This window comes from Alteromonas gracilis, from assembly GCF_002993325.1.
GTDB lineage: Bacteria > Pseudomonadota > Gammaproteobacteria > Enterobacterales > Alteromonadaceae > Alteromonas > Alteromonas gracilis.
In genome coordinates this window covers 371715-392893 of the sequence record NZ_PVNO01000031.1, presented here as the reverse complement: position 1 = coordinate 392893, position 21179 = coordinate 371715, and the positions used below count along the sequence as shown (strand labels likewise).

22 protein-coding genes are annotated in these 21179 nt (G+C 45.0%); 6 read left to right on the top strand and 16 right to left on the bottom strand.

All coding sequences use genetic code 11. The features are described 5' to 3' along the window. From hflK to C6Y39_RS18340, 8 genes are all read right to left on the bottom strand, one after another. Positions 1-1152: an FtsH protease activity modulator HflK gene (gene hflK / locus C6Y39_RS18375; protein ID WP_105932648.1), complete on the bottom strand. Its 1152-nt coding sequence runs from the start codon at positions 1150-1152 to the stop codon at positions 1-3. Between the two features lie 67 nt (positions 1153-1219). Then, positions 1220-2509 (bottom strand): ribosome rescue GTPase HflX, encoded by a 1290-nt coding sequence (hflX, locus tag C6Y39_RS18370; RefSeq protein WP_105932647.1) that lies wholly within the window; start codon positions 2507-2509, stop codon positions 1220-1222. Between the two features lie 17 nt (positions 2510-2526). Continuing rightward, positions 2527-2775: an RNA chaperone Hfq gene (gene hfq / locus C6Y39_RS18365; protein WP_014951092.1), complete on the bottom strand. Its 249-nt coding sequence runs from the start codon at positions 2773-2775 to the stop codon at positions 2527-2529. 78 nt (positions 2776-2853) lie between these two features. Beyond that, complete coding sequence (gene miaA / locus C6Y39_RS18360) at positions 2854-3807, bottom strand: tRNA (adenosine(37)-N6)-dimethylallyltransferase MiaA (RefSeq protein ID WP_167390686.1); 954 nt, start codon at positions 3805-3807, stop codon at positions 2854-2856. Then, positions 3791-5653, bottom strand: a complete 1863-nt coding sequence (gene mutL / locus C6Y39_RS18355) for a DNA mismatch repair endonuclease MutL (protein ID WP_105932646.1) — start codon at positions 5651-5653, stop codon at positions 3791-3793. The genes miaA and mutL overlap by 17 nt, the downstream gene beginning before the upstream one ends. Before the next feature lie 95 nt (positions 5654-5748). Beyond that, positions 5749-7098, bottom strand: coding sequence for an N-acetylmuramoyl-L-alanine amidase (locus C6Y39_RS18350; RefSeq protein ID WP_105932645.1), 1350 nt, complete (start codon positions 7096-7098; stop codon positions 5749-5751). An 83-nt stretch (positions 7099-7181) separates the two neighbouring features. Then, on the bottom strand, positions 7182-7664 hold the full coding sequence (gene tsaE, locus C6Y39_RS18345; RefSeq protein ID WP_105932644.1) for a tRNA (adenosine(37)-N6)-threonylcarbamoyltransferase complex ATPase subunit type 1 TsaE: 483 nt from the start codon (positions 7662-7664) through the stop codon (positions 7182-7184). Positions 7665-7738: 74 nt separating this feature from the next. After that, positions 7739-9238: an NAD(P)H-hydrate dehydratase gene (locus C6Y39_RS18340; protein ID WP_105932643.1), complete on the bottom strand. Its 1500-nt coding sequence runs from the start codon at positions 9236-9238 to the stop codon at positions 7739-7741. A gap of 6 nt (positions 9239-9244) precedes the next feature. On the opposite strand from C6Y39_RS18340, the gene queG reads away from it, so the two are divergent. Then, positions 9245-10387, top strand: coding sequence for a tRNA epoxyqueuosine(34) reductase QueG (gene queG / locus C6Y39_RS18335; RefSeq protein WP_105932642.1), 1143 nt, complete (start codon positions 9245-9247; stop codon positions 10385-10387). A 32-nt stretch (positions 10388-10419) separates the two neighbouring features. On the opposite strand, the gene C6Y39_RS18330 is transcribed toward queG, so the two are convergent. The 3 genes from C6Y39_RS18330 to nudC form a co-directional block, all read right to left on the bottom strand. Then, complete coding sequence (locus C6Y39_RS18330) at positions 10420-11082, bottom strand: hypothetical protein (RefSeq protein WP_105932641.1); 663 nt, start codon at positions 11080-11082, stop codon at positions 10420-10422. A gap of 23 nt (positions 11083-11105) precedes the next feature. Then, positions 11106-12197: a uroporphyrinogen decarboxylase gene (gene hemE, locus C6Y39_RS18325; RefSeq protein ID WP_105932640.1), complete on the bottom strand. Its 1092-nt coding sequence runs from the start codon at positions 12195-12197 to the stop codon at positions 11106-11108. Positions 12198-12462: 265 nt separating this feature from the next. Next, positions 12463-13296: an NAD(+) diphosphatase gene (nudC, locus tag C6Y39_RS18320; protein ID WP_105932639.1), complete on the bottom strand. Its 834-nt coding sequence runs from the start codon at positions 13294-13296 to the stop codon at positions 12463-12465. A 161-nt stretch (positions 13297-13457) separates the two neighbouring features. Here nudC and rsd point away from each other — a divergent pair, with 161 nt between their 5' ends. The 5 genes from rsd to C6Y39_RS18295 all read left to right on the top strand — a co-directional run bounded on the left by rsd (position 13458) and on the right by C6Y39_RS18295 (position 16616). After that, complete coding sequence (rsd, locus tag C6Y39_RS18315; protein ID WP_105932638.1) at positions 13458-13922, top strand: sigma D regulator; 465 nt, start codon at positions 13458-13460, stop codon at positions 13920-13922. Positions 13923-13957: 35 nt separating this feature from the next. Then, positions 13958-14431, top strand: a complete 474-nt coding sequence (locus C6Y39_RS18310; RefSeq protein WP_105932637.1) for a transcriptional repressor — start codon at positions 13958-13960, stop codon at positions 14429-14431. Then, positions 14421-14885: a chemotaxis protein CheX gene (locus C6Y39_RS18305; RefSeq protein ID WP_105932636.1), complete on the top strand. Its 465-nt coding sequence runs from the start codon at positions 14421-14423 to the stop codon at positions 14883-14885. The genes C6Y39_RS18310 and C6Y39_RS18305 overlap by 11 nt, the downstream gene beginning before the upstream one ends. Then, positions 14875-15312, top strand: a complete 438-nt coding sequence (locus tag C6Y39_RS18300; protein ID WP_105932635.1) for a secondary thiamine-phosphate synthase enzyme YjbQ — start codon at positions 14875-14877, stop codon at positions 15310-15312. Before C6Y39_RS18305 ends, C6Y39_RS18300 begins: the two co-directional genes overlap by 11 nt. 101 nt (positions 15313-15413) lie before the next feature. Then, a complete protein-coding gene (locus C6Y39_RS18295; protein ID WP_105932634.1) occupies positions 15414-16616 on the top strand; it encodes an OmpA family protein in 1203 nt (400 codons plus the stop codon). Between the two features lie 181 nt (positions 16617-16797). Here the strand turns inward: C6Y39_RS18295 and dnaB are convergent, their stop codons facing one another. The 5 genes from dnaB to C6Y39_RS18270 form a co-directional block, all read right to left on the bottom strand. Further along, positions 16798-18183 (bottom strand): replicative DNA helicase, encoded by a 1386-nt coding sequence (gene dnaB / locus C6Y39_RS18290; protein ID WP_105932633.1) that lies wholly within the window; start codon positions 18181-18183, stop codon positions 16798-16800. A gap of 115 nt (positions 18184-18298) precedes the next feature. Further along, on the bottom strand, positions 18299-18769 hold the full coding sequence (locus tag C6Y39_RS18285) for a hypothetical protein (RefSeq protein ID WP_105932632.1): 471 nt from the start codon (positions 18767-18769) through the stop codon (positions 18299-18301). A 265-nt stretch (positions 18770-19034) separates the two neighbouring features. Continuing rightward, on the bottom strand, positions 19035-20036 hold the full coding sequence (locus C6Y39_RS18280; RefSeq protein ID WP_105932631.1) for a DUF4097 family beta strand repeat-containing protein: 1002 nt from the start codon (positions 20034-20036) through the stop codon (positions 19035-19037). A gap of 13 nt (positions 20037-20049) precedes the next feature. Further along, positions 20050-20562, bottom strand: coding sequence for a hypothetical protein (locus tag C6Y39_RS18275; RefSeq protein WP_105932734.1), 513 nt, complete (start codon positions 20560-20562; stop codon positions 20050-20052). Further along, the gene (locus C6Y39_RS18270) at positions 20555-21130 is read right to left on the bottom strand and encodes an RNA polymerase sigma factor (protein ID WP_105932733.1); all 576 of its coding nucleotides are present in this window, start codon (positions 21128-21130) and stop codon (positions 20555-20557) included. Before C6Y39_RS18270 ends, C6Y39_RS18275 begins: the two co-directional genes overlap by 8 nt. Positions 21131-21179: the final 49 nt, after the last annotated feature.

The following is a 21179-nucleotide window of genomic DNA, read 5'->3' as shown; positions in this document are numbered from 1 at the left end:
TTATCTCCCCTCTCTAAAGCTGTCACCGCGAAGGCCTGAGGTAGGCGAGCTATTACGGCTGCGACCATTTGCATCGGTTACCGGTGCTTGTAAGCCTTCTAATGTGCTGCGTGAACGTTCTTTAGATGTAGACTGCTGACGCTCCATGATCTTATCAAGTGGCAAGTACATCATGTTGTTACCGCCCTTGCTGTCTACCATGATCTTACTGGTGCTGCTTAACACTTCTTCCATCGTTTCTAAATAAATACGTTCGCGTGTTACTTGCGGAGCGCGCTCATACTGCGGAAGAAGCTCTTTAAATCGTGCAACTTCACCCTGCGCTTCCAGCGTCACCTGCTCTTTGTACGCTTGCGCTTCTTCGTTCATGCGGTTTACTTGACCACGAGCACGAGGTTCGATCTCTCTTGCGTACGCTTCTGCTTCACGAATAAAGCGCTGTTCATCCTCTTGCGCAGCTATCGCGTCATCAAACGCATCTTTTACTTGCTCAGGTGGACGGGCATCACGGAAGTTCATATCGATAATCGACACGCCCATATTGTAAGGCTCAATAATCGCTTGGAGCTCTTCCCACACACGCTGGCGAGTAACTTCACGACCATCGGTGAGCACGTCATCCATTTTTGAATGACCTACAACGTAACGAATTGCGCTGTCTAGCGATTGACTAAGGCTTTGCTCTGGGCTTTCCACCGCGAAGGTCCAACGGAAAGGGTCAACAACACGAAATTGCATTTCCATTTGGACACTCACAACGTTCTCATCTTCCGTAAGCATAGAGCCAGATGAAGATTGATCGCGTATTGACTGAACGTCTACAGGTATCACAGTATCAATAAACGTTGGCGCCCAGCGGAGACCCGGCTCAACCTGTTGATAATACTCACCAAAACGCAGCACTACACCACGCTCTGCTTCACGGATAGTGTAAAACCCGCTGATAAACCAGATCACAACGAGCAGGCCTACGAGAATACCCGCACCGATGCCACCAAGGCTTTTGCCTGAGCCACCACCGTTACCACCTGACTTTCCAAACTTACCGAATAAGTTTTTAAACACATCGTCTAGATCTGGGGGACCTTGTTCTTTCCCCCCGCGATTTTTCCACGGGTCGTTATTATTGCCACCCGGCTCATTCCAAGCCATGCTGATACTCCATAGATTACTGTTATATTTTTGAATTCTTTATGCTCAACCCAGTGACTAGCACTGACTAATGTCGCACAACATACTCTGATATTCCGTTTTCCAGACGCTTTTCCAATCTGTTCCAGTCAGCTGCGGGCATTCTTACGTCCACTACCCAGTCTCCCTGACTGTCGTACTCTTCGCTAGAAATGCAGTTTAGCTCATACAGCACACCGCGCAATCGACTTTGTGCAGGGGGAATCTTCAATGTGTAATTGACCATGCTTTTACCCAAACACTCGGTTAAAGCTTGGCTTAATAATTCCGTCCCTTCACCTGTCTGCGCAGAAAGCCACACTCGAACGGGCACGCCCTCATCGTTTCTTTCTATACGGGGATTTACGTCGTCTAGTTTATCAATCTTATTACAGATTAGTAATTGTTGAATGTCTCCCGCTTCTATTTCTTCAAGCACGTTGTTAACTTCATCCATGGTTTCGCGATATTTTGCATCAGCAACATCAACAACATGGAGCAGTAAATCAGCTTCTTGAGTTTCTTGAAGCGTTGCTTTAAACGCAGCAACAAGGTCATGGGGAAGATGACGAATAAAACCAACCGTGTCTGCGAGTATGGCAGGGCCTACATCTTTCAACTCGATTTTACGTAAAGTGGGATCTAGCGTTGCAAACAGCTGGTCGGCAGCATAGACGTGAGAATCGGTAATGGTGTTAAACAGGGTTGATTTACCCGCATTCGTATAGCCAACTAAGGATACCGTAGGAATTTCTGCGCGTTTACGAGAGCGGCGCCCCTGCTCTCGTTGCTTCTGCACTTTTTCCAAACGACGAAGAATGGCTTTAATACGACCACGAAGTAAACGACGGTCAGTCTCTAGCTGTGTTTCACCCGGACCGCGAAGACCAATACCACCTTTTTGACGCTCAAGGTGGGTCCATCCTCTGATGAGACGCGTTGAGATATGTCTCAACTGAGCTAGTTCAACTTGGAGCTTACCCTCGTGAGTTCTCGCGCGTTGCGCAAAGATATCGAGAATGAGCCCCGTTCTATCTAACACCCGGCATTTACACACGGCCTCTAAATTTCGCTCCTGAGAAGGAGAAAGGGCGTGATTGAAAATAACAACGTTGGCATCATGTGCCCTTACCGCTGCCGCTATTTCCTCTACCTTACCTGAGCCGACGAAATACTTAGCAAGAGGCGCGGTACGTGAAGTTGTAATAACTTCAGCCGCATTCACCCCTGCCGAAGACACAAGCAATTCAAGCTCACTTAAGTCCTCTTTTGAGTCTTCATCGGAAAAATTTACATGAACAAGTACAGCCTGTTCACCGGCTTCATAACGGTCAAACAAGCGCGTTACCTTTTAAATTATTCACCTTTAGTATTTTCAGAATCTCCTGCGCTAGGCATTGTTATAGCGCGTGCTGGAACAACAGTAGAAATTGCGTGCTTATAAACCATTTGGCTTACTGTGTTCTTCAGTAAAATAACGAACTGATCGAATGATTCAACCTGTCCCTGAAGTTTAATACCATTTACCAAATAAATTGATACTGGAATACGTTCCTTACGCAAAGCGTTCAAGAATGGGTCTTGTAAAGATTGCCCTTTAGCCATTTGATATCCTTAGTTTTTATTATTCGTGATAGAAATTTCACTATCACTGCACGTCTAATGTATACCACACTCAACTGTTTAAAGTGTGACTTTCGCTGTAATTTTAGTCAAATTATCGTTAGCAAATGTGTCTAGCCACGTTACCTGCTCCCAGCCTCTCAACCACGTTAGTTGACGCTTGGCTAGTTGCCTTGTAGCAATTATGCCTTTTTCACGCATTTCGGCATAACTCAACTGGCCATCTAAGTACTGCCACATCTGCCTATATCCTACTGAACGTATAGAAGGCAATGCTTCATGTAGATCACTACGTTCGTAGAGTTTTAATACTTCTTTCTCAAACCCCTGCTCCAACATCATGTCGAAGCGAGTTGCAATACGCGAGTGCAATACTGCGCGGTCTGCGGGCGCTATGGCAAATTGTGCAATATCATAAGGGCATTTTTCACCTTCTTGCTGTTGCCAATATGTCAAGGTTTTGCCCGTACTTCTAAATACTTCCAGTGCACGCGTGATCCGCTGAGGATCATTAGGGTGAATTCTCTCACCACTAACTGGGTCTACACCACGCAATTCGTCGTGTAATTTAGGCCAACCCAACTGTTGTGCCTGCTTTGTTATTTCGTCTCGAATATTCTCATCTGACTTAGGTAGTGGCGAAATTCCATTTATCAAGGCATTAAAATACATCATTGTACCACCAGCCAGAATTGGCACTTTGCCTCGTGCTACTATTTCGCCGATAAGTGCGTTGGTATCCTTCACGAATTGTGACACAGAATACGTTTCTACTGGGTCAATAATATCAATAAGATGATGAGCAACACCCGCTCTCTCTTCAAGCGTTGGCTTTGCCGTCCCAATATCCATTCCCTTATAAACTAAGGCAGAATCGACGCTTATTATCTCGCTGTCTACTTGCGCAGCAATTTCAAGTGCCAAACCTGTTTTACCTGACGCCGTAGGACCCATGATAGCAATAACGGGTAATGCAGAATTTATGCCACTGGACACTTTATTCTCCCCAAACATCTAGCACTTGTTTTAACGGGCGCACTTTAGCAAATTGCTCAATAATTTCCCATTGTTTAACTTCGCTTTGCTCATCCAACCAGTACCACACTTGATTCTGCACATCTTCAGCAAGTACGTGGCCGGGTAATACCAGTGACGTAATAACTTTATCTAACGTGTCACAATTTTCGTCAGGTGTAGCAGTTAATAAGTGTTCGAACCACATAAGCCAAGGTAAATGTCGTGTTCCTGCCGGTACCTGTTGCAATCGATATTTTCCTGCGACCTTGTTAACTTCAAAGTGTGAGGAATTCAAAAGTGTAAGAAGCGGTTCGCTTACGTTATCAAGTGATACGGCAACTGGCATAAGTAACGGTTGGCTGTGCTCTGCTTTTAAAAATAGTTCGCTCAGCCACATACTGACAACTTTTGCCGCCGAAAGCAGAAAAATTTTTTCAGATTTTGGGTACATCCTTTGAAGTGAAGAGAGATTTACATATTCAAGAGGCCCTTGAGTGTTGTCTTCTCTCTTAACGTTGTCGCTATTTGGCGTCATCAACGCATTATAGCTAGACTGATATGCTGCGCTTGGCCCTCGACTCTGTCGAGGGGTAGCGCCGCTCGCTCTGCTCGTCCCTGCCATTTTAGCCGAGCCAAATGTTGGCTGGCCATGGCTGGTTGACGGTGAATTCGAAAAACCATCTTGTGAGAAAGGTTGGGATGGATAAGGGCTCGATTCACCAAAAGCTCGACTGCCATTTTCCGATTGAGCTTGAAGTGGCCTTATATAATCGTGCTCTACGTTAGTAGACATGAAACCGCCGCTCGACGCTGTTTGGTCTTGTGAATCGAGCAAGGGCTGGTCACCTGTTATTGCATGTAATGCATCACTTACTGCTTTGTAGATAAAATCATGTACTAAGCGACCTTGCTGGAATCTCACTTCGTGCTTAGCAGGATGAACATTAACGTCTACGTCTTTTGGATCAACAGTGAGATAGACGACAAAACTCGGCTGCTCTATAACGCCCCACACTGTTTCATAGGCCTGGCGAATAGCGTGCATAATAAGTTTGTCACGCATTCCTCTTCCGTTAACAAAGCTAAACTGGCAATCGTTGCTGCTTCGCAGCATAGCTTCATTACCGAGCCAAGCGTTAATGTGAAGCCCTTCATATTCGGTATCAATGTGAACGGCATTTTGAATAAACTTTTGACCAACAACAGAAGCAATTCGGTTTGCTAAGCTCCCTTCTCTGTCAGCAATAAATCGTCTCGCAACCTTGTCATTGTGTTTAAGAATGAAAGACACCTCAGGATGGCTTAGCGCAATGCGCTTGATAACGTCTTCTATGTGCTGAAACTCTGTTTTTTCCGTTCGCAAAAATTTACGCCTTGCGGGCGTGTTGTAAAACAAATCGGCGACGTCAATAGTGGTTCCAACGGGATGAGCTGCTGGCTGTATATTCACTGCCATCTCTCTACCCTCACAGTAAGCCTGCCATGCTTCGGTTTGTGACTCAGTTCGCGAGGTCAACGTTAATCGGCTCACAGAGCTAATACTCGCCAACGCCTCGCCACGAAAACCAAGAGATAAAATCTGCTCTAAATCGTCGAGGGTTGTAATTTTGCTGGTTGCATGGCGACTTAACGCCAGTTGCAATTCACTTTTGACGATCCCCGATCCGTTATCTTTTATTCGGATTCGCTTATGACCGCCCTTTTCAATATCCACTTCAATTTTTGTCGCCCCTGCATCTAGACTATTTTCTAATAGTTCTTTAACTACAGATGCGGGGCGCTCAACCACTTCACCAGCGGCAATTTGGTTAGCTAGTTGTGGAGATAAAAGCTGTATAGGCAAAGGGCTACCCTATGAAATAATTAATGGATAAAAGGCGGATTACAGCGCAACGCGAGGCAACGATGCCGAGAAAGACTTATAAAGCGTACGCTATGCTACGTTCTCGGAATATTTAATACTTGCCCGACTCGAACAACATCGCTTGAGAGATCATTGGCTGCTTTTATACTGCTCACTTTAACATTATAACGTTGAGCCAGCAGCGACAACGACTCACCGCTCCTAACCCTGTGGGTTCGGTTGTTCTCTCTTTCTTGAGCCCATAGTGTACCATCGGGAGGAACTTGCTTGAAGTAACGCTTAGTTGCATTAAACATGGCGGCAGCTAAACGTTCGCGATATTTAGACCAATTTAGGTTCTTTTCTTCCTGCGGGTTAGAAATGAAACCAACTTCAACCAAAATTGATGGAATGTCTGGCGCTGTTAAAACCGCAAAGCTCGCAGCTTGAGGTTTCCTCTTGTGAAGACTGGTTACCTGCTTCAATTCCTCAACAACTTTGTTACCCAAATCATGACTGGTTGCCATACTGTGATCCATAGAAAGACCAAGTATGGTTTCCGTTAAGTAACGCTCGCTTGATTTATCGTTGATTACTTCTGCTGCGCCACCTAACAACTCAGAGTGGCGCTCCGATTTTTCTAGCCATCGACCTAACTCTGTATCAGCCCTTCGCATGGAAAGTACCCAAACAGAACCACCTCGTGGCTGTGGCTGACTAAAGGCATCGGCGTGAATAGATATCAGCAAGTCCGCTTTTTTCTCTCTTGCGATTTCAGGGCGGCGGTTAGGCGATATATAGTAGTCATCGCTGCGTGTCATTATGGCTCGCATTCCGCGCTCTTTGTTTATCATGCCTTCAAGTTTTTTGGCTATGCTCAGCGTTATGTGCTTTTCAAACGTGCCCGCAGGTCCTACCGAGCCTGGGTCGTGACCACCGTGTCCTGCATCTATCGCGACAATTATGTCTCTGTCGCGAGAGCTCGTCGAGTCGTCGAGCACTACAGAGCCTGTTGATGCAGAAGCCGTTAGCTTTGGCGCACTTTTAGATGCTTTGTCTGGTAAATCTACCACCAACCTATGACCATAGGCACCCTCTGGCGCCATAGCAAATAGAGAAGGCGTCGTATTTCTGTTTAGTTCAACAACAACCCTTGAAGACGAGTTGTTTTTCGGTGTTGAATAGCGCAGCTTGTTGATTAGGTTACCGCTATTTTCGATATCCGAGAGTTTATATGTGTCGTTCGTATTGTTGAGATCGATAACTAAGCGAAGCGGGTTTTTGAGCGTAAAGTAGGTATACTCAGGTGCCGTTTTCATGTCAAAAACTACACGGGTATTGTCCGGCGACGGCCATATTCTTACTCCGTCGATGTTATTTTGCGCGCCGTGGGCAAACTGCACCACAAGACACAAAAGTAATACCGAAACTATACTGCGCACCATATTTAGCCTTCGTATTGTTGTTATGCCGCTCTCGTAAACCTCGGAGCGACTATGCTTTCTTATTTTTTCACTTGTAGCGCGTGTTAAACACGTTTGCATTGTTGAAGCAATTTAGCACCATGCGAACTTTTAGCTTCTAGGCTGAACTGTCTACCCGACGGTGTAATATTTATACTAATCACTAAGTCGGGAGATGCCAAGTGTTCACCACCTTTTTCAGACCATTCAATGAGCGCGATAGCGCCTGAGCCAAAATAATCCCTGATCCCCATAAATTCGAGCTCTTCAGGATCGGCAAGGCGATACAGGTCAAAGTGATAAATATTGACGTTATCCAACTCATAAGGTTCAACCAATGTATAGGTTGGACTTTTAACGCTACCTGAATGGCCTAACGACTGAATGAAGTAACGACTGAAGGTGGTTTTCCCGGCGCCCAAGTCGCCGTTAAGATAGATAACAGCGTCGGTAGGTAACTGACTTGAAACGGCTTGCGCCAAGTCTTTGGCAAGTTGCGCGGTATCATCTAATTCATTAGCAAAAAAAGAGGTATGCGGGTAAGACATCAACAATATTCCACAGTAGTCTAAGGCCGAGTAACACAGCAGATGCCTGCCCGATTAGAGCAAAACCACGCTAATTAGTGGTTTATAAGCGCACGAACTGCATCAAACAAATCGCTTGCTATCATACCACGTTGACCATAGCGTTGGGCAATATCATCTCCGGCCTTTGCGTGAAGTACAACGCCATATTTTGCTGCGATGTCAGTTTCTACGCCCTGAGCAAGCAATGCGCCTAAAATCCCACTTAAAACGTCGCCGCTTCCTGCCGTTGCCATACCTGGATTACCATGACGACAAACCCAAGTTTTCTTCTCATTGTCAATTAGCGTTCCCGCGCCTTTAAGTACACAGACTGCATGATAACGCTGAGAGCACTGTCTCGCGTAGTTAAACCGGTCGCTTTCTACGTCGTCGATGGATACTCCCAGTAACCTTGCTGCTTCACCAGAATGAGGAGTAAGAATACTGTCTGAAAGGGTAAATGCTGTTGATTGTTTACAAAGCAAGTTTAGCGCATCAGCGTCGATGACCACGGGCTTGTTCTGGTGTTGACAATGCTTCATTGTGATTTCAAACACATCTTCAGCCCATTCATCTTGCCCAAGCCCTGGGCCTATCACTACGCACGTTGCCCACGCTAGCGCTTCGTCCAAATTGAAGTCGGTTACCATCAGCTCTGGCCTACCTGCACTCACCTGGATTACTGAAGACTCGTGAGTATAAACCCTTACCATACCTGCACCACTTCTAAGCGCCGCTTCGCTCGCTAAACGAATGGCGCCCGCCGTTCCGCGGTTTCCTCCGATGCACAACAGTCGGCCATATGTCCCCTTATGACTGTTAATTTCGCGAGGGCCCATTCCCTTAAAGTGGTCGATATTGAGCATAGTGGCAGAAGCTTTCGCAAGCCCCTGAAAGGCTTTCCCAATACCTAAATCAGCATAAACCAACTTGCCACAGGATTGTTTTCCAGCCCCCGTCACAAGGCCAGGTTTTATCCCTACAAAGGTCACCGTAATATCGGCCTGTACGCAGCGGCCAAGACTTTGACCAGTATTGGCGTCTAACCCAGATGGTACATCCACGCTAACAACTGGGGTTGAAGATTCATTTACCGCATCAATAATATCGGCAAACTCATTTCGTATATAACTGTTAATACCAGTTCCCAACAAGGCATCGATGACAACATCAGCTTTTTTCAGCCATGCAGCGTCAAAACCATCGATATTTCCGCCGGAATCAAGCCAACGCTGCTGCGCCTTTCCTGCATCGCCCTCTAATGTTCTTTGTGGCTCAACCGCACATAAGTGAACTTGCTTACCCGCTAACTTAGCGTTAACCGCCGCGATGTAACCGTCGCCAGCATTGTTCCCCTGACCAACGAGTACTAAATAGACATCAGAGTTTGGCATTAGCTCTAAACATTGCTTGAACACAACGTCACCCGCTCGCTGCATCAGGGTAAACATATCGCAACCTGATTCAGCCGCCGCTTGCGCTTCATTTTCTCTAACCTGATCGGCCCGAAATAATTTGTATGATAAACTTGACGTTAATTGAGTATCTAGCATGAGCAAATGTCCGAAATTAGTTCTATCGACCTCGTTGAATTAACAAACAATATCAAGGCTTGGGGTGCAGCGCTAGGCTTTCAACAAGTCGGCATCAGCGATATTGATCTAAATCAGCACGAGTCCCATTTGCAAGCGTGGTTAGACAATGGGTATCACGGCGACATGGCCTATATGGAAAGCCATGGGATGAAGCGTGCCCGGCCGAGCGAGTTGGTACCTGGCACCTTGCGCGTCATTAGTGTTCGTATGAACTACTTACCTCCGGATGCATCATTTGCCAAGCACCTCAAAAATAGAGAGATAGGATACATAAGTCGCTACGCGTTAGGGCGCGACTATCACAAGGTATTGCGTAAGCGTTTAAAGCAACTGGGTGACAAAATTACCGCATCACTCAAGCATACTCAGTACCGTCCGTTTGTAGATTCCGCGCCAGTATTAGAGCATGCTATCGCTGAAAAAGCAGGCATAGGTTGGACAGGAAAACATAGTTTAACGCTTAATAAAGAGGCGGGCTCTTGGTTCTTTTTAGGCGAGCTTTTTATCAACCTTCCCCTTCCTGTTGACGCTCCTGTTGAAGAAAACTGCGGTAATTGCACAGCCTGCTTAACGATATGTCCCACCAATGCGATTGTTGCCCCATATACGGTAGATGCTCGCCGCTGTATTTCATATCTCACTATAGAATCGGACAAAGACATACCGGAAGAGTTAAGGCCCATGATGGGCAACCGAATCTATGGCTGCGATGACTGCCAGTTGGTTTGCCCTTGGAATCGCTATGCCGACGTCACGGATGAAGAAGACTTCCATCCTAGAGAAGCCCTCCACGGACAAAGTTTACATACTCTCTTTAGCTGGTCTGAAGAAACATTTTTATCTAATACTGAGGGCTCGCCAATAAGGCGAATTGGCTATGAAAAGTGGCAGCGTAATATAGCCGTGGCACTTGGAAACGCTCCATACAGCAGCGAAATCATAATGCTTTTAAACGAGAGGCGAGGCACAGTAAGTGATTTGGTAGACAGGCATATTGATTGGGCACTTCAACAACAAGGGCTCAAAAAAAGCGCGTTAGAGTTGCAAAATAGGCAGCAGCATCGGCTAATACGGGTTATAGAAAAAGGCTTACCGCGCGACGCTTAGTGCGCAACTACGCGAAAATTGCTTTTCCCTGATTAACCCGCTGAAGCCACCTTTTGATTTAATTCAGCCTGCATTTCGTTGCCAAACTTCTCGTCATTATGCGGTAAATGTTCAGCTGCAAAAGAAACGTTAAGCTTTAAACCACGCTGTGCGAACTCGGTTGCTATTATGGGCTTGCCGAAGTGCCACCACGGTTCTCTCTCAAGCGCTTCAATGATCGAAGAAAGCTCTGCTTCAGAGCCGTCGTATTCACCCACTAGCTCGCACAATCCATTTTCACATTTAACAGAACTTAAGACAAAGCGCTCGTTGTTTGGAGGGAGCAAAAAAAAAGTAGTCAGCGAACCCTCAGTCTCAGAATAGAAATTATCTGACGCAGGTAGCCTTGAGCTTTTAATGCTCCCATTTGAGAGCGCGCTATGCTGTTTTGAGCCGGTGTATGACAGATTACTTAGTTGCTTATCACTCAGCTGATTATCACTTAGTTGTTTATCGCCCGGTCCGCCGCCAGCAACAAGCTTTGTTGCTGGTTTCATGACTTTAAGTTCGCTTGTTTCAGTGACCCGAGAACGGTCTAGCACAGAGGTTAGCCGTTCTTTCTCAGCGTTTGATTCGCTAAGTTGGTGTTGATAACTAAAGACCTTATAACCTGCTATCAATGCAAATATTATCAGCCCCGCAAGCCACGTTTTCATTAAAGTACCTTAAAGAAGTATGCTTACTTGTGATATTGCTTGCTGAACTTATGCACTGCATCAACGAATACGCCAGCATTTTCAGGCGGAACATCTAAGTGAATGCCGTGACCAAGGTTAAATACATGACCGCTTCCTTCGCCATAACCTTCCAGAATTGTGGCAACTTCTTGTTCGATGCGCTGCGGCTGAGCATAAAGCATCGATGGATCCATATTTCCCTGAAGTGCCACTTTATCGCCTATACGTGCTCGCGCTTCTTTGATGTCGATAGTCCAATCTAAACCAACCGCATCACAGCCAGTAGCCGCAATTGATTCTAGCCACATACCGCCATTTTTCGTGAACAAAGTAACCGGAACTTTACGGCCTTCATTTTCACGAGTTAGGCCGCTCACGATTCGTTCCATGTACTGCAACGAGAATTCTTTGTAGTCGCGAGGTGACAACACACCACCCCAAGTATCAAACACCATCACTGACTGGGCACCCGCTGCAATTTGTGCATTTAGGTACTCCGTTACAGAGTCGGCTAATTTTTCTAACAGTGCATGAAGGATTGCTGGCTCCGCAAACGCCATTTTCTTTATTTTCGTGAAAGCTTTACTTGAACCACCCTCAATCATATAGGTAGCAAGGGTCCATGGGCTTCCAGAAAACCCTATTAGCGGAACTTCACCTTTAAGTTCACGTCTGATTGTGCGAACGGCATTCATGACATACTGCAGCTCACCCTCTGGATCAGGAAGACCAATTTTGTCAACGTCTGCTTTACACGTGATAGGATTTTTAAAACGAGGGCCTTCACCGGTCTCGAAATAAAGACCTAGTCCCATTGCGTCGGGAATGGTCAAAATATCTGAAAACAAAATAGCCGCATCTAGCGGAAAACGACGCAAAGGTTGAAGCGTAACTTCACAGGCTAGCTCTGCATTTTTGCAAAGTGACATAAAATCGCCAGCTACTGCGCGGGTCGCTTTATACTCTGGTAAGTAACGCCCTGCTTGTCGCATCATCCAGACAGGTGTGACATCTACCGGCTGTTTAAGTAACGCACGCAAATAACGATCGTTCTTTAACGCGGGTTTATCAACACTGGGGAAATTTTGCGACATATAACTCACCTAAATAACAGAAGATAATTGAGCGCGAAAGTATACCAGCATTCTTTATGAGGTGCGCTACAACCTGAGTTAAAAATCTACGTTTAAGCGACAACTTCTTTGAAAACGCCACACTGTCGATTATTAAAGACGGATAAACCTTGAAAAAAAGCTTGCACTAACAAAAGTGGTCTGCTAACAATATAGAGGTTAAAGAAAAGAAGCCCACTAATGGGACCGTGCTAAACTTATTGAAACCCTGCCTCGGCAGGGTTTTTTATTTGTTGCCAATTAGAGACACCGTTTCTGCAATAAGCTGCCCTGCAATCGACACTTTCGGCGGAATAGTTGGAAGGTTATCGATATCAAACCACTGCGCATCATCTATTTCGTTCTCTTGGCAGCGTATTTCCCCTTCATCGTATTCAGCAATAAATCCCACCATAAGTGAATGAGGAAACGGCCAAGGTTGGCTGTTGTAATATCGTAAATTTTTGACTTTGACCCCAACCTCTTCATACACCTCTCGGTGTACTGCTTGCTCAAGACTTTCTCCACTTTCCACAAAGCCAGCTAGCGTTGAGTACATATTGGCATCTCTATGGCGAACGCCTTTTGCCAACAGTACTTTTTCGTTATTGTGAATGGAAACGATGATACAAGGTGAGACTCGCGGATAACTTCGATGCTGACAGCGATGGCAATGCATAGCCATTTCCCAATCAACTCGCTCTGTCTTCGAACCACATTGGCCACAAAATTGATGAGTGCGCAAAAAATGGATGTATTGCCAAGCTCTTCCGATAACCGAAAAAGCAATATCATATTCAGCAAAAAGAAGTTGCCGTAGTGACACACGCTCCCAACCTGGTTCATCAATATGCTCGGCACCTAAATCAACCACAAACACCGGCAAATCTCGCTGTGCGGTTTCGTTTAAAGGAGGTAGTTGATGAATATCACTGATATATGACGTCAAAAATGGAAGCTCATGCAAATAAGCGACTGGGATAGATTCTGATGACTCTTGAACAACTAATTTTCCTCGGCTGAATACTACCCACAAGGCTTGCTGAGTTGTGAGCATTGCTTCGTCTAGCTTAATCATCATTGCATATCACCTCTGTCTTTTAATTTCAGATAGTACACTATTAATTAGTTCTAGTAATTGTAACGCTGCGACTTCAATTGGAACTTTTTCTAGCAAAATTTGTGTCGCAAGAGCACAGTGTTATACTGACCCTATTGTCGCTAGATGAGTAGCACATCAATATGTTGCAACAATTGGAAAGCGTAAAATCGAAATGGGGTGGTAAGAGCCATGTTATTGACCGATGGTTGATGGACAGGCAAGCGTTACTCGTTTCCTACTGTAAATTAGCAGGCATTAATAATGACAGCGAGTGCTTACCCGACGCTGATGAAATAGCTAACTTTTGCAGTGCATTACTTGATTACTTATCTGCAGGACACTTTGAGGTCTTTGATATTTTGGTGGAAAACGACACGGAAGGTCTTAATTTAAGAGACAAGCTATACCCCGAATTGTCAAAAACTACTGACGCAGCTCTCGCATTTAATGATACGTTTGCACAATCAGTAACGCTTGAGCAGGCCGCTGATTTAGACTCAGCGTTAGCGTCGCTCGGTGAAACATTAGAAGAGCGCTTTACGTTGGAAGACGAGTTGATATCACACGTACATTCAAACCAACGTGATCCAGAAGTAACGCTTTAATATAACAATGAAAGTCGAGTTTACGGTTATCATCAATGAACAAAACCACACTTATTCATAAAGCACGGGCGTATTGCGAGCAGCGCGGCGCTAGATTCACACCGCTACGGGAAAAGGTGTATGAAATTCTTGTTTCAAAGCACGGTCCAATGGGTGCATATGAGCTCCTCGACTCTTTAAAAGAAACGGAATCGAGCGCCAAGCCTGCAACCGTCTATCGCGCTCTCGACTTCCTTCTTGATTTTGGATTGATACACCGGCTAGAGTCTACAAACGCGTTTGTTGCCTGCTATCACTTTGGTTGCAACCATCCCGTTCAATTTTTAATTTGCGATAGCTGCGGCGATGTCGCTGAGATTCAGTCTGAGGGGCTAAAAGACACGCTTGACAGTCAGGCTCAGCAACATGGTTTTAAAGTATCGAAACAAACTATAGAGGCTCATGGATTATGTGCCGATTGTCAAAAAACGGAAGCGCAGTCTGACTTGGAGAGTGTAAATGAATGCTGATTTTGTTAACCCGTTTATTGCTGGCCTTCTAAACGTACTTGAAACGATGGCACAGACAAAATTGACACCGGGAAAGCCGAAGCGTAAACAAAATGATATTGCAAAAGGTGATGTTTCAGGGCTTATTGGAATGGTGGGTCCGGATGTAAGAGGGTCAATGTCTATTACTTTCGATGAACCTCTAGCTCTTACCATTATGGAAAGAATGGTGGGGGAACGTCCAGAGAAGCTTGATGCAGAAGTCGGTGATATGGTTGGTGAAGTTACTAACATGATTTGCGGTAATGCAAAGCGTGATTTAGCTGAACGGGGCTATGAATTTGGTATGGCAACGCCGATTGTCGTATCGGGAAAGCAGCACACCATAAGCCATCAAGTGGACGGCGCAAAAATTATCCTTCCGTTTATGTGCGATGAAGGCCTAGCGTACCTGGAAATTTGTTTTGACAAATAATTTCTGGCAGTCTGAAAAAATTACACTCGACAGTTACCCAAGGGGCTTTCATCTGATTACATCTCATGTGGAAGCAGCCCTACCCAGTATCCGCCACGTTGAAGTAGGCCTACTGCATTTATTCCTTCAACACACTAGCGCGAGTTTAACGATTAACGAAAATGCTGATCCTACCGTCCGGCAGGATATGGAGGCTTTTTTCAACCATAGTGTAAAAGAAGAGCTTCCTTTTTTCAGGCATACTTATGAAGGTAAAGATGATATGCCTGCGCACTTAAAATCGAGTATACTAGGGTGTCAACTTACTATTCCTGTCCAACAAGGCAAGCTTGCACTTGGCACATGGCAGGGTATCATGCTCGGTGAACACCGGGATCATGGTGGAAGACGAACTATTATTGCCACATTACAAGGGATCGCAGCCTAACCCATATTATAAATGGCATATTTTGTGCTTGAGATTTTCATAAAGCACAACACAAAATTATCAAAAATCGATAATCACTCAACGTTAAACAGGATGTGACTATGAAACAACACTTTAAAATGGCAGCGCTATCTCTTGCTGTACTATCTTCAACTAATGCATTTGCACAAGATTCTTCAGAACCTGCATACAAAAGCTGGTTTGGTGGTTCTGCGATGTATTACAACACTGACGAGTCTAGACCGTTCGACGGTGGCGTAGCTGACGATGATGGCGTTGGTCTATCAGTGGAATATGGTTTTCGCTTTACACAAAGCTGGGCCGCTCGAGTTGAATTTACAGCGCTAGAGTTGGATTACACTGACGTAAACGGCAACTCTGCTGACGATGACGGTGAAATGACCGGCGTTGACGTAATGTATTTTATGCCTAATGACCAATGGTATCTATTTGGTGGTGTTAAGCGCCAAGCAGTACTTGACTCTTCCACTCTAGGTAATATCGGTATTGGTAAACATTGGGATATACATGAAAATGTTAAGCTAATCACTGAAGTTGCGGCGTACCACGACTTTGGTGAAGACTACAATGATTACAGTGTAAAACTAGGTCTAGCTGTTCCATTCGGTAAAGCGACGCCATCTGCGCCTAAAGACAGCGACAATGACGGCGTTGTTGATGGCAAAGATCAGTGCCCAATGACTCCAGCAGGTGTTCGCGTTGATGCAACTGGCTGTAGTGTAGACAATGATAACGACGGCGTACTTAACAGCGTAGACCAGTGCCCTAACACACCAGCAGGTACTAAGGTAGACGCTACTGGCTGCGCAATCAAAGATGCAGACAATGACGGCGTAGTAGATAGCAAAGACATGTGCCCTGATACACCTGCTGGCGTTAAAGTTGACGCTAAAGGTTGTACAGTATTTGACGAAGAAACCGTAGAAATCACATTACGCGTTCTGTTCGACAACGAAAGCGCTGTTGTTAAAATGCCAAAAGATCCAGAAATCTCTGAATTCGCTGAATTCATGAAGCAGTATCCTTCAACAACTGCAGTAGTAGAAGGTCACACTTCTGCTCCAGGTACTGAAGCATATAACATGGACCTTTCTAAGCGCCGTGCTGCTAACTTCAAAGAAGTAATGGTAGACATGTACGGTATCGATTCATCTCGCCTAGAGACTATCGGCTACGGCGAAACTCAGCTTCTAGATACTGATAACGATGCTGAAGCACACCGTGTTAACCGTCGCATTTCAGTGACAGTTAAAGACACAGTAAAAGTAGCTGAAGAAAAGTAATTCATACTATATGAATTGAAGAAGGCGCCGAAAGGCGCCTTTTTTGTGTCTATCATACCAGTCCGCATAGATAAGTACTCACTCAGCGAGATTTAAAATGTTCGTAATCGCGGCGTTTTACCTTAGGTATAGTGGTTCTAAATTAAGGTGGCACACATAATTTTGCCGCTAAAAAAGCGGATTAATATTCATCTGCTATGGCAGGACCAGCGTAGTTATCGAAACGCGAGAACTGACCTTGGAAGGTAAGGCGACAGGTTCCGATTGGACCGTTACGCTGTTTCCCTATGATAATCTCTGCTATGCCCTTATATTCACTGTTCTCGTGATACACCTCATCACGGTAAATGAACATGATCAAGTCGGCATCCTGCTCGATTGACCCAGACTCACGAAGGTCAGAGTTAACAGGGCGTTTATCAGCACGTTGTTCTAGCGTACGGTTAAGCTGAGAAAGTGCAACAACAGGTACTTCAAGCTCCTTAGCCAGTGCTTTAAGTGAGCGGGAGATTTCTGCTATTTCTAAGGTACGGTTATCACTGAGTGAAGGTACGCGCATTAGCTGTAGATAATCCACCATGATGAGACTGATCCCACCGCGTTCACGAGCGAGCTTTCTTGCACGACTTCGCACATCCATCGGTGTAAGGCCTGAAGAGTCATCAACAAATAAGCTATCTTTGTCTTTCAACATGGCCATGGTATTAGATATACGTGCCCAGTCTTCATCATCGAGTTGCGCAGTACGGATTTTAGTTTGATCTACACGGCTTAATGAAGCCAACATACGCATCATGATTTGTTCTGAGGGCATCTCAAGACTGAAAACCAGCACCGGCTTTTCTTCTGCCATCATAGCGTTTTCAATCAAGTTCATAGCAAAGGTAGTTTTACCCATCGATGGACGAGCCGCCACTATGATTAGGTCAGATGGCTGCATACCGCTGGTCATTTTATCCAAGTCAGTAAAGCCTGTCGTTACTCCCGTCACCTCTTTATTGGTTTTCACCAATTCCTCAAGGCGGTCGATAGTTTTACCTAGAACTGACTCGACATCGCGAGGGCCCTCGTTCTCCCCCGTTCTGCGCTCAGCAATTTCGAACACTTTACTTTCGGCTAGGTCGAGAATATCAGCACTATCTCGTCCTTCTGGATTGTACCCAACCTCAGCAATTTCGTGTGCCACACCAATAAGCTCACGGGTGATAGCCCGCTCGCTAATAATTTGCGCATAAGACACCACGTTCGCAGAACTCGGTGTATTTTTAGCAAGCTCGCCTAAATAAGCAAAACCACCGGCATCTTCAAGTTCGTCGTGTTTTTCTAATTCCTCAGAAACGGTAATCAGATCGATGGGCTGACTGCTATTAAGCAGACGTGTGATTGCGCGAAAGATAATTTGGTGCGAACGATTGTAAAAATCACTATCGGTGACGCGTTCTGCAACCTTATCCCAGCTATCAGGGTCGATAAGCATGCTGCCTAGAACAGATTGCTCAGCCTCAATGCTATGAGGTGGAACCTTCAATTTCTCAACACTTTTATCGTTTTTAGACGCAGACGCCACAAGTAAAACCTATTCCAATGCACAAAAGTCAGTAAGATATTATGCGCTTTTAACGCACATCTCTCAACAAAGGAAGCAGGTCTTTTATTCCGAAAGCCTGAAAAAGCGGCAGGGCTTAAAGCGTTTTTTCTAACTTGAGAAAAGTGCCGTCAACGAGTGTGTAGGCGTTGCTGTTTTCTTGAAAAATTAGCGTAGATCCAATGACAGCGCTATTATCCGAGCACCCCAAGTCCACTTGGGTGATTTTGTCATCACTAAAACCTAATGACGATGCTGACGTTCTATAAGCAGCGAAAAACTCTTCGCCCGTTATGTTCTGAGATGTATAAACGGGTGACTCACAGAACGCTTGATCTAGTTTTGCAACACTTTGTTCGTAGGTGACAGAGCGGCCAAGAAACTGCTCTGCTTCGGATGCTGAGTGGGCACTAATACCCATATTATAGGCTTTAGTTACTACCCAAGTCCCTTCGTAATAAGCAGGCTCTTGAACAGCACAACCTAAGGTTAACGCACAGATCCCAAACGCACCAATAATCAGGCTGTGAAATCGCCAAAACCTTTTGACGTGTCCAACAATACTCAATCTATTCTCCACACATAAAACTTATTAAAATCAGATAGTTTAACGTAGAAACCATCTATAAAGTTCACTAGAAATCACGTAGATATAGAGCTTTCGAGTATTGTTATAGTTCTGATTAAACGTTCAAACATCACCAATGAGCGACAAAATTAAAAAGCTGCATCTATACGCAGCCTTTTACTTGTCACAACATATTCTAATCAATAAATATGGTTTAAATCGTTTTTTTCAAGCTAAAGCCTCAATTAAACAATCTATACCTTATTCACTTTTGATCTATTTCAATGCGCCCATGCACTGTAGAAATATCGACGTTCGCTGCACCGCCGTTATAAATAAACCGTAGCCAGCTACCCGGGCCATATTTTGGCTTTTGGGACTGTTCATCACTGATATTATTTACAATATTACCGCCAGCGTGAGTCTCAATATCAAATTGTGCAGATACACCGTTTTGAAAAATAAACTCCATTGCACCGCCTACAGAGTTTGCTTTTACGCTAGCGTTTTTATTGAGACCTAGACTTGCGTAAGTCCGGCCGTTAACCGTATTTATTTGCAGCACATCAACCACTTGTAGTGATAAATCAATTCGGCCATTCACTGTTTCTACCGATACGTCTGGACTGTCGGAAGTAATGTCGAGCTTGCCATTCACTGATGCAAAGCTAACGGGCGTTTTACCTGAGTGTGACGCTTCAATTTCGCCATTAACTGTTTCCGCCTCTAAACGGCCTCTCACATTCTCAAGGACGATATCGCCATTGACCGACTCGACCTCGACCCGCTCACCGATATTTTTAAGAATCACGTCGCCATTTACCACTTCAACGTCTACCGCTTCTGTTATACCTTCTGCAGTGAGGTCTGCATTAACTGCAGTGTAATGAAGATCGCTTGCCGAAGGGATATAAATAACGAGGTCGTCTCCATCTTTTCCTTTGTTAAACCAGCTCTTCGAATTGCGCTCAACTTCAACGTGTATAACAACAACATCTCCCCGTCTTTCGAAGATAAATTCCTCAGTTTGGTCGCCGAGTTCACCGGTGACCCGAACCTGAGACTTATCCCATACTCGAATATCAGCTTTTCCATTAATGTGCTCAATGTCGACTTTCGGCGAAGACGATGTATCGATCGTCTTGTCTACTTTTTCTCCTGCAAACGCCGCAGTGGCAATAGTGAACAGCGCAGTAGATAGTAATACTTTGACTCCAACAGGCGTCCTAAGTGTTTGCAAAAATGCATTCTTCGTATTTATATTCATCGTTAAACCCTTATTAAATTTGCTGCCACTTTGGCGCGTGCACTCGCTCAATTAAGGCAATTTGCTGTTGATATACATGATGCAGCATTTTGATTAATGCTGAGTTGTCTGGATCGTCTTTCAACGCTGCCTTGATAACATCAGCAGCATCGTCTAATTCTTTCAGTTGTTCTTGCCAATCTTGGGTAAGCGCAGGTGTGCTTTGATAACTAGCGAGCAAACTATTTACTTGCTGCTGTTGCTGCACGCTCATCGCATTAATAAGCGCGTAGCCATCACTTCGACTTTCATCAGCTTTAAACGCAAAGGGTGCTGCGAACCACAGTACAGTGACCAAGCAAACGCTTGCGGCTATCGCTATCCACTGTCTCGATGTAACCGTAGATGGTGAGACGTCATCATTAGATGCTGGGTTTTGAGCCGATGTTATACCTAGCTCTATACCGCGCCATAGAACTCGCTCGGGCTGTTTCTCTTTCGATAGCGCTGAAATATGCCGAGCAAGCTTGTCATCAAAATCACTCATCATCGACTCCCATAAATTCTTTCAATAATTGCTTTGCACGGAAAAATTGTGCTTTGCTTGAGCCCACTGCCATATTCAACATTTTGGCAATGTCTTCGTGTCGGTAACCTTCAAGTGCATGGAGCACAAAAACCATTCTTGCTCGCTCAGGAAGGCGAATGATCAATGCTTCTAAGTCAACATCGGTGCTATTCTCTTCAGCTGGCATCTCATTAATACCGCTATTTTCCAAATTGAACATGCGTTGTACCCACCCTTTCTGTTTACGCATGTAAGAAATAGCAATGTTCGCCGTTACACTATGTAACCATGTCGAGAATTGGCTTTGGCCATCGAAGTTAGCGATTTTTTTCCATAGCTGAATAAAGACTTCTTGCGAGGCATCTTCCGCCATTCCTTTTTCACCTGTTAGCCGATAACATAACGCATAGACTCGCCCAATATGATCGTCGTAAAGAGTCCGAAACGCCTGCTTGTCGCCCTCTTTAGTTTTACATATCAGCTCGTGTTCGCTTTTGTTACCAAACACCACATTGGCGTGTACAACACGTTGTTGTGTGTGTTCCATTCTTTTCTCTTTGTTATTTGTGGTGCCGATTAGCATTAGCACTTGTTAG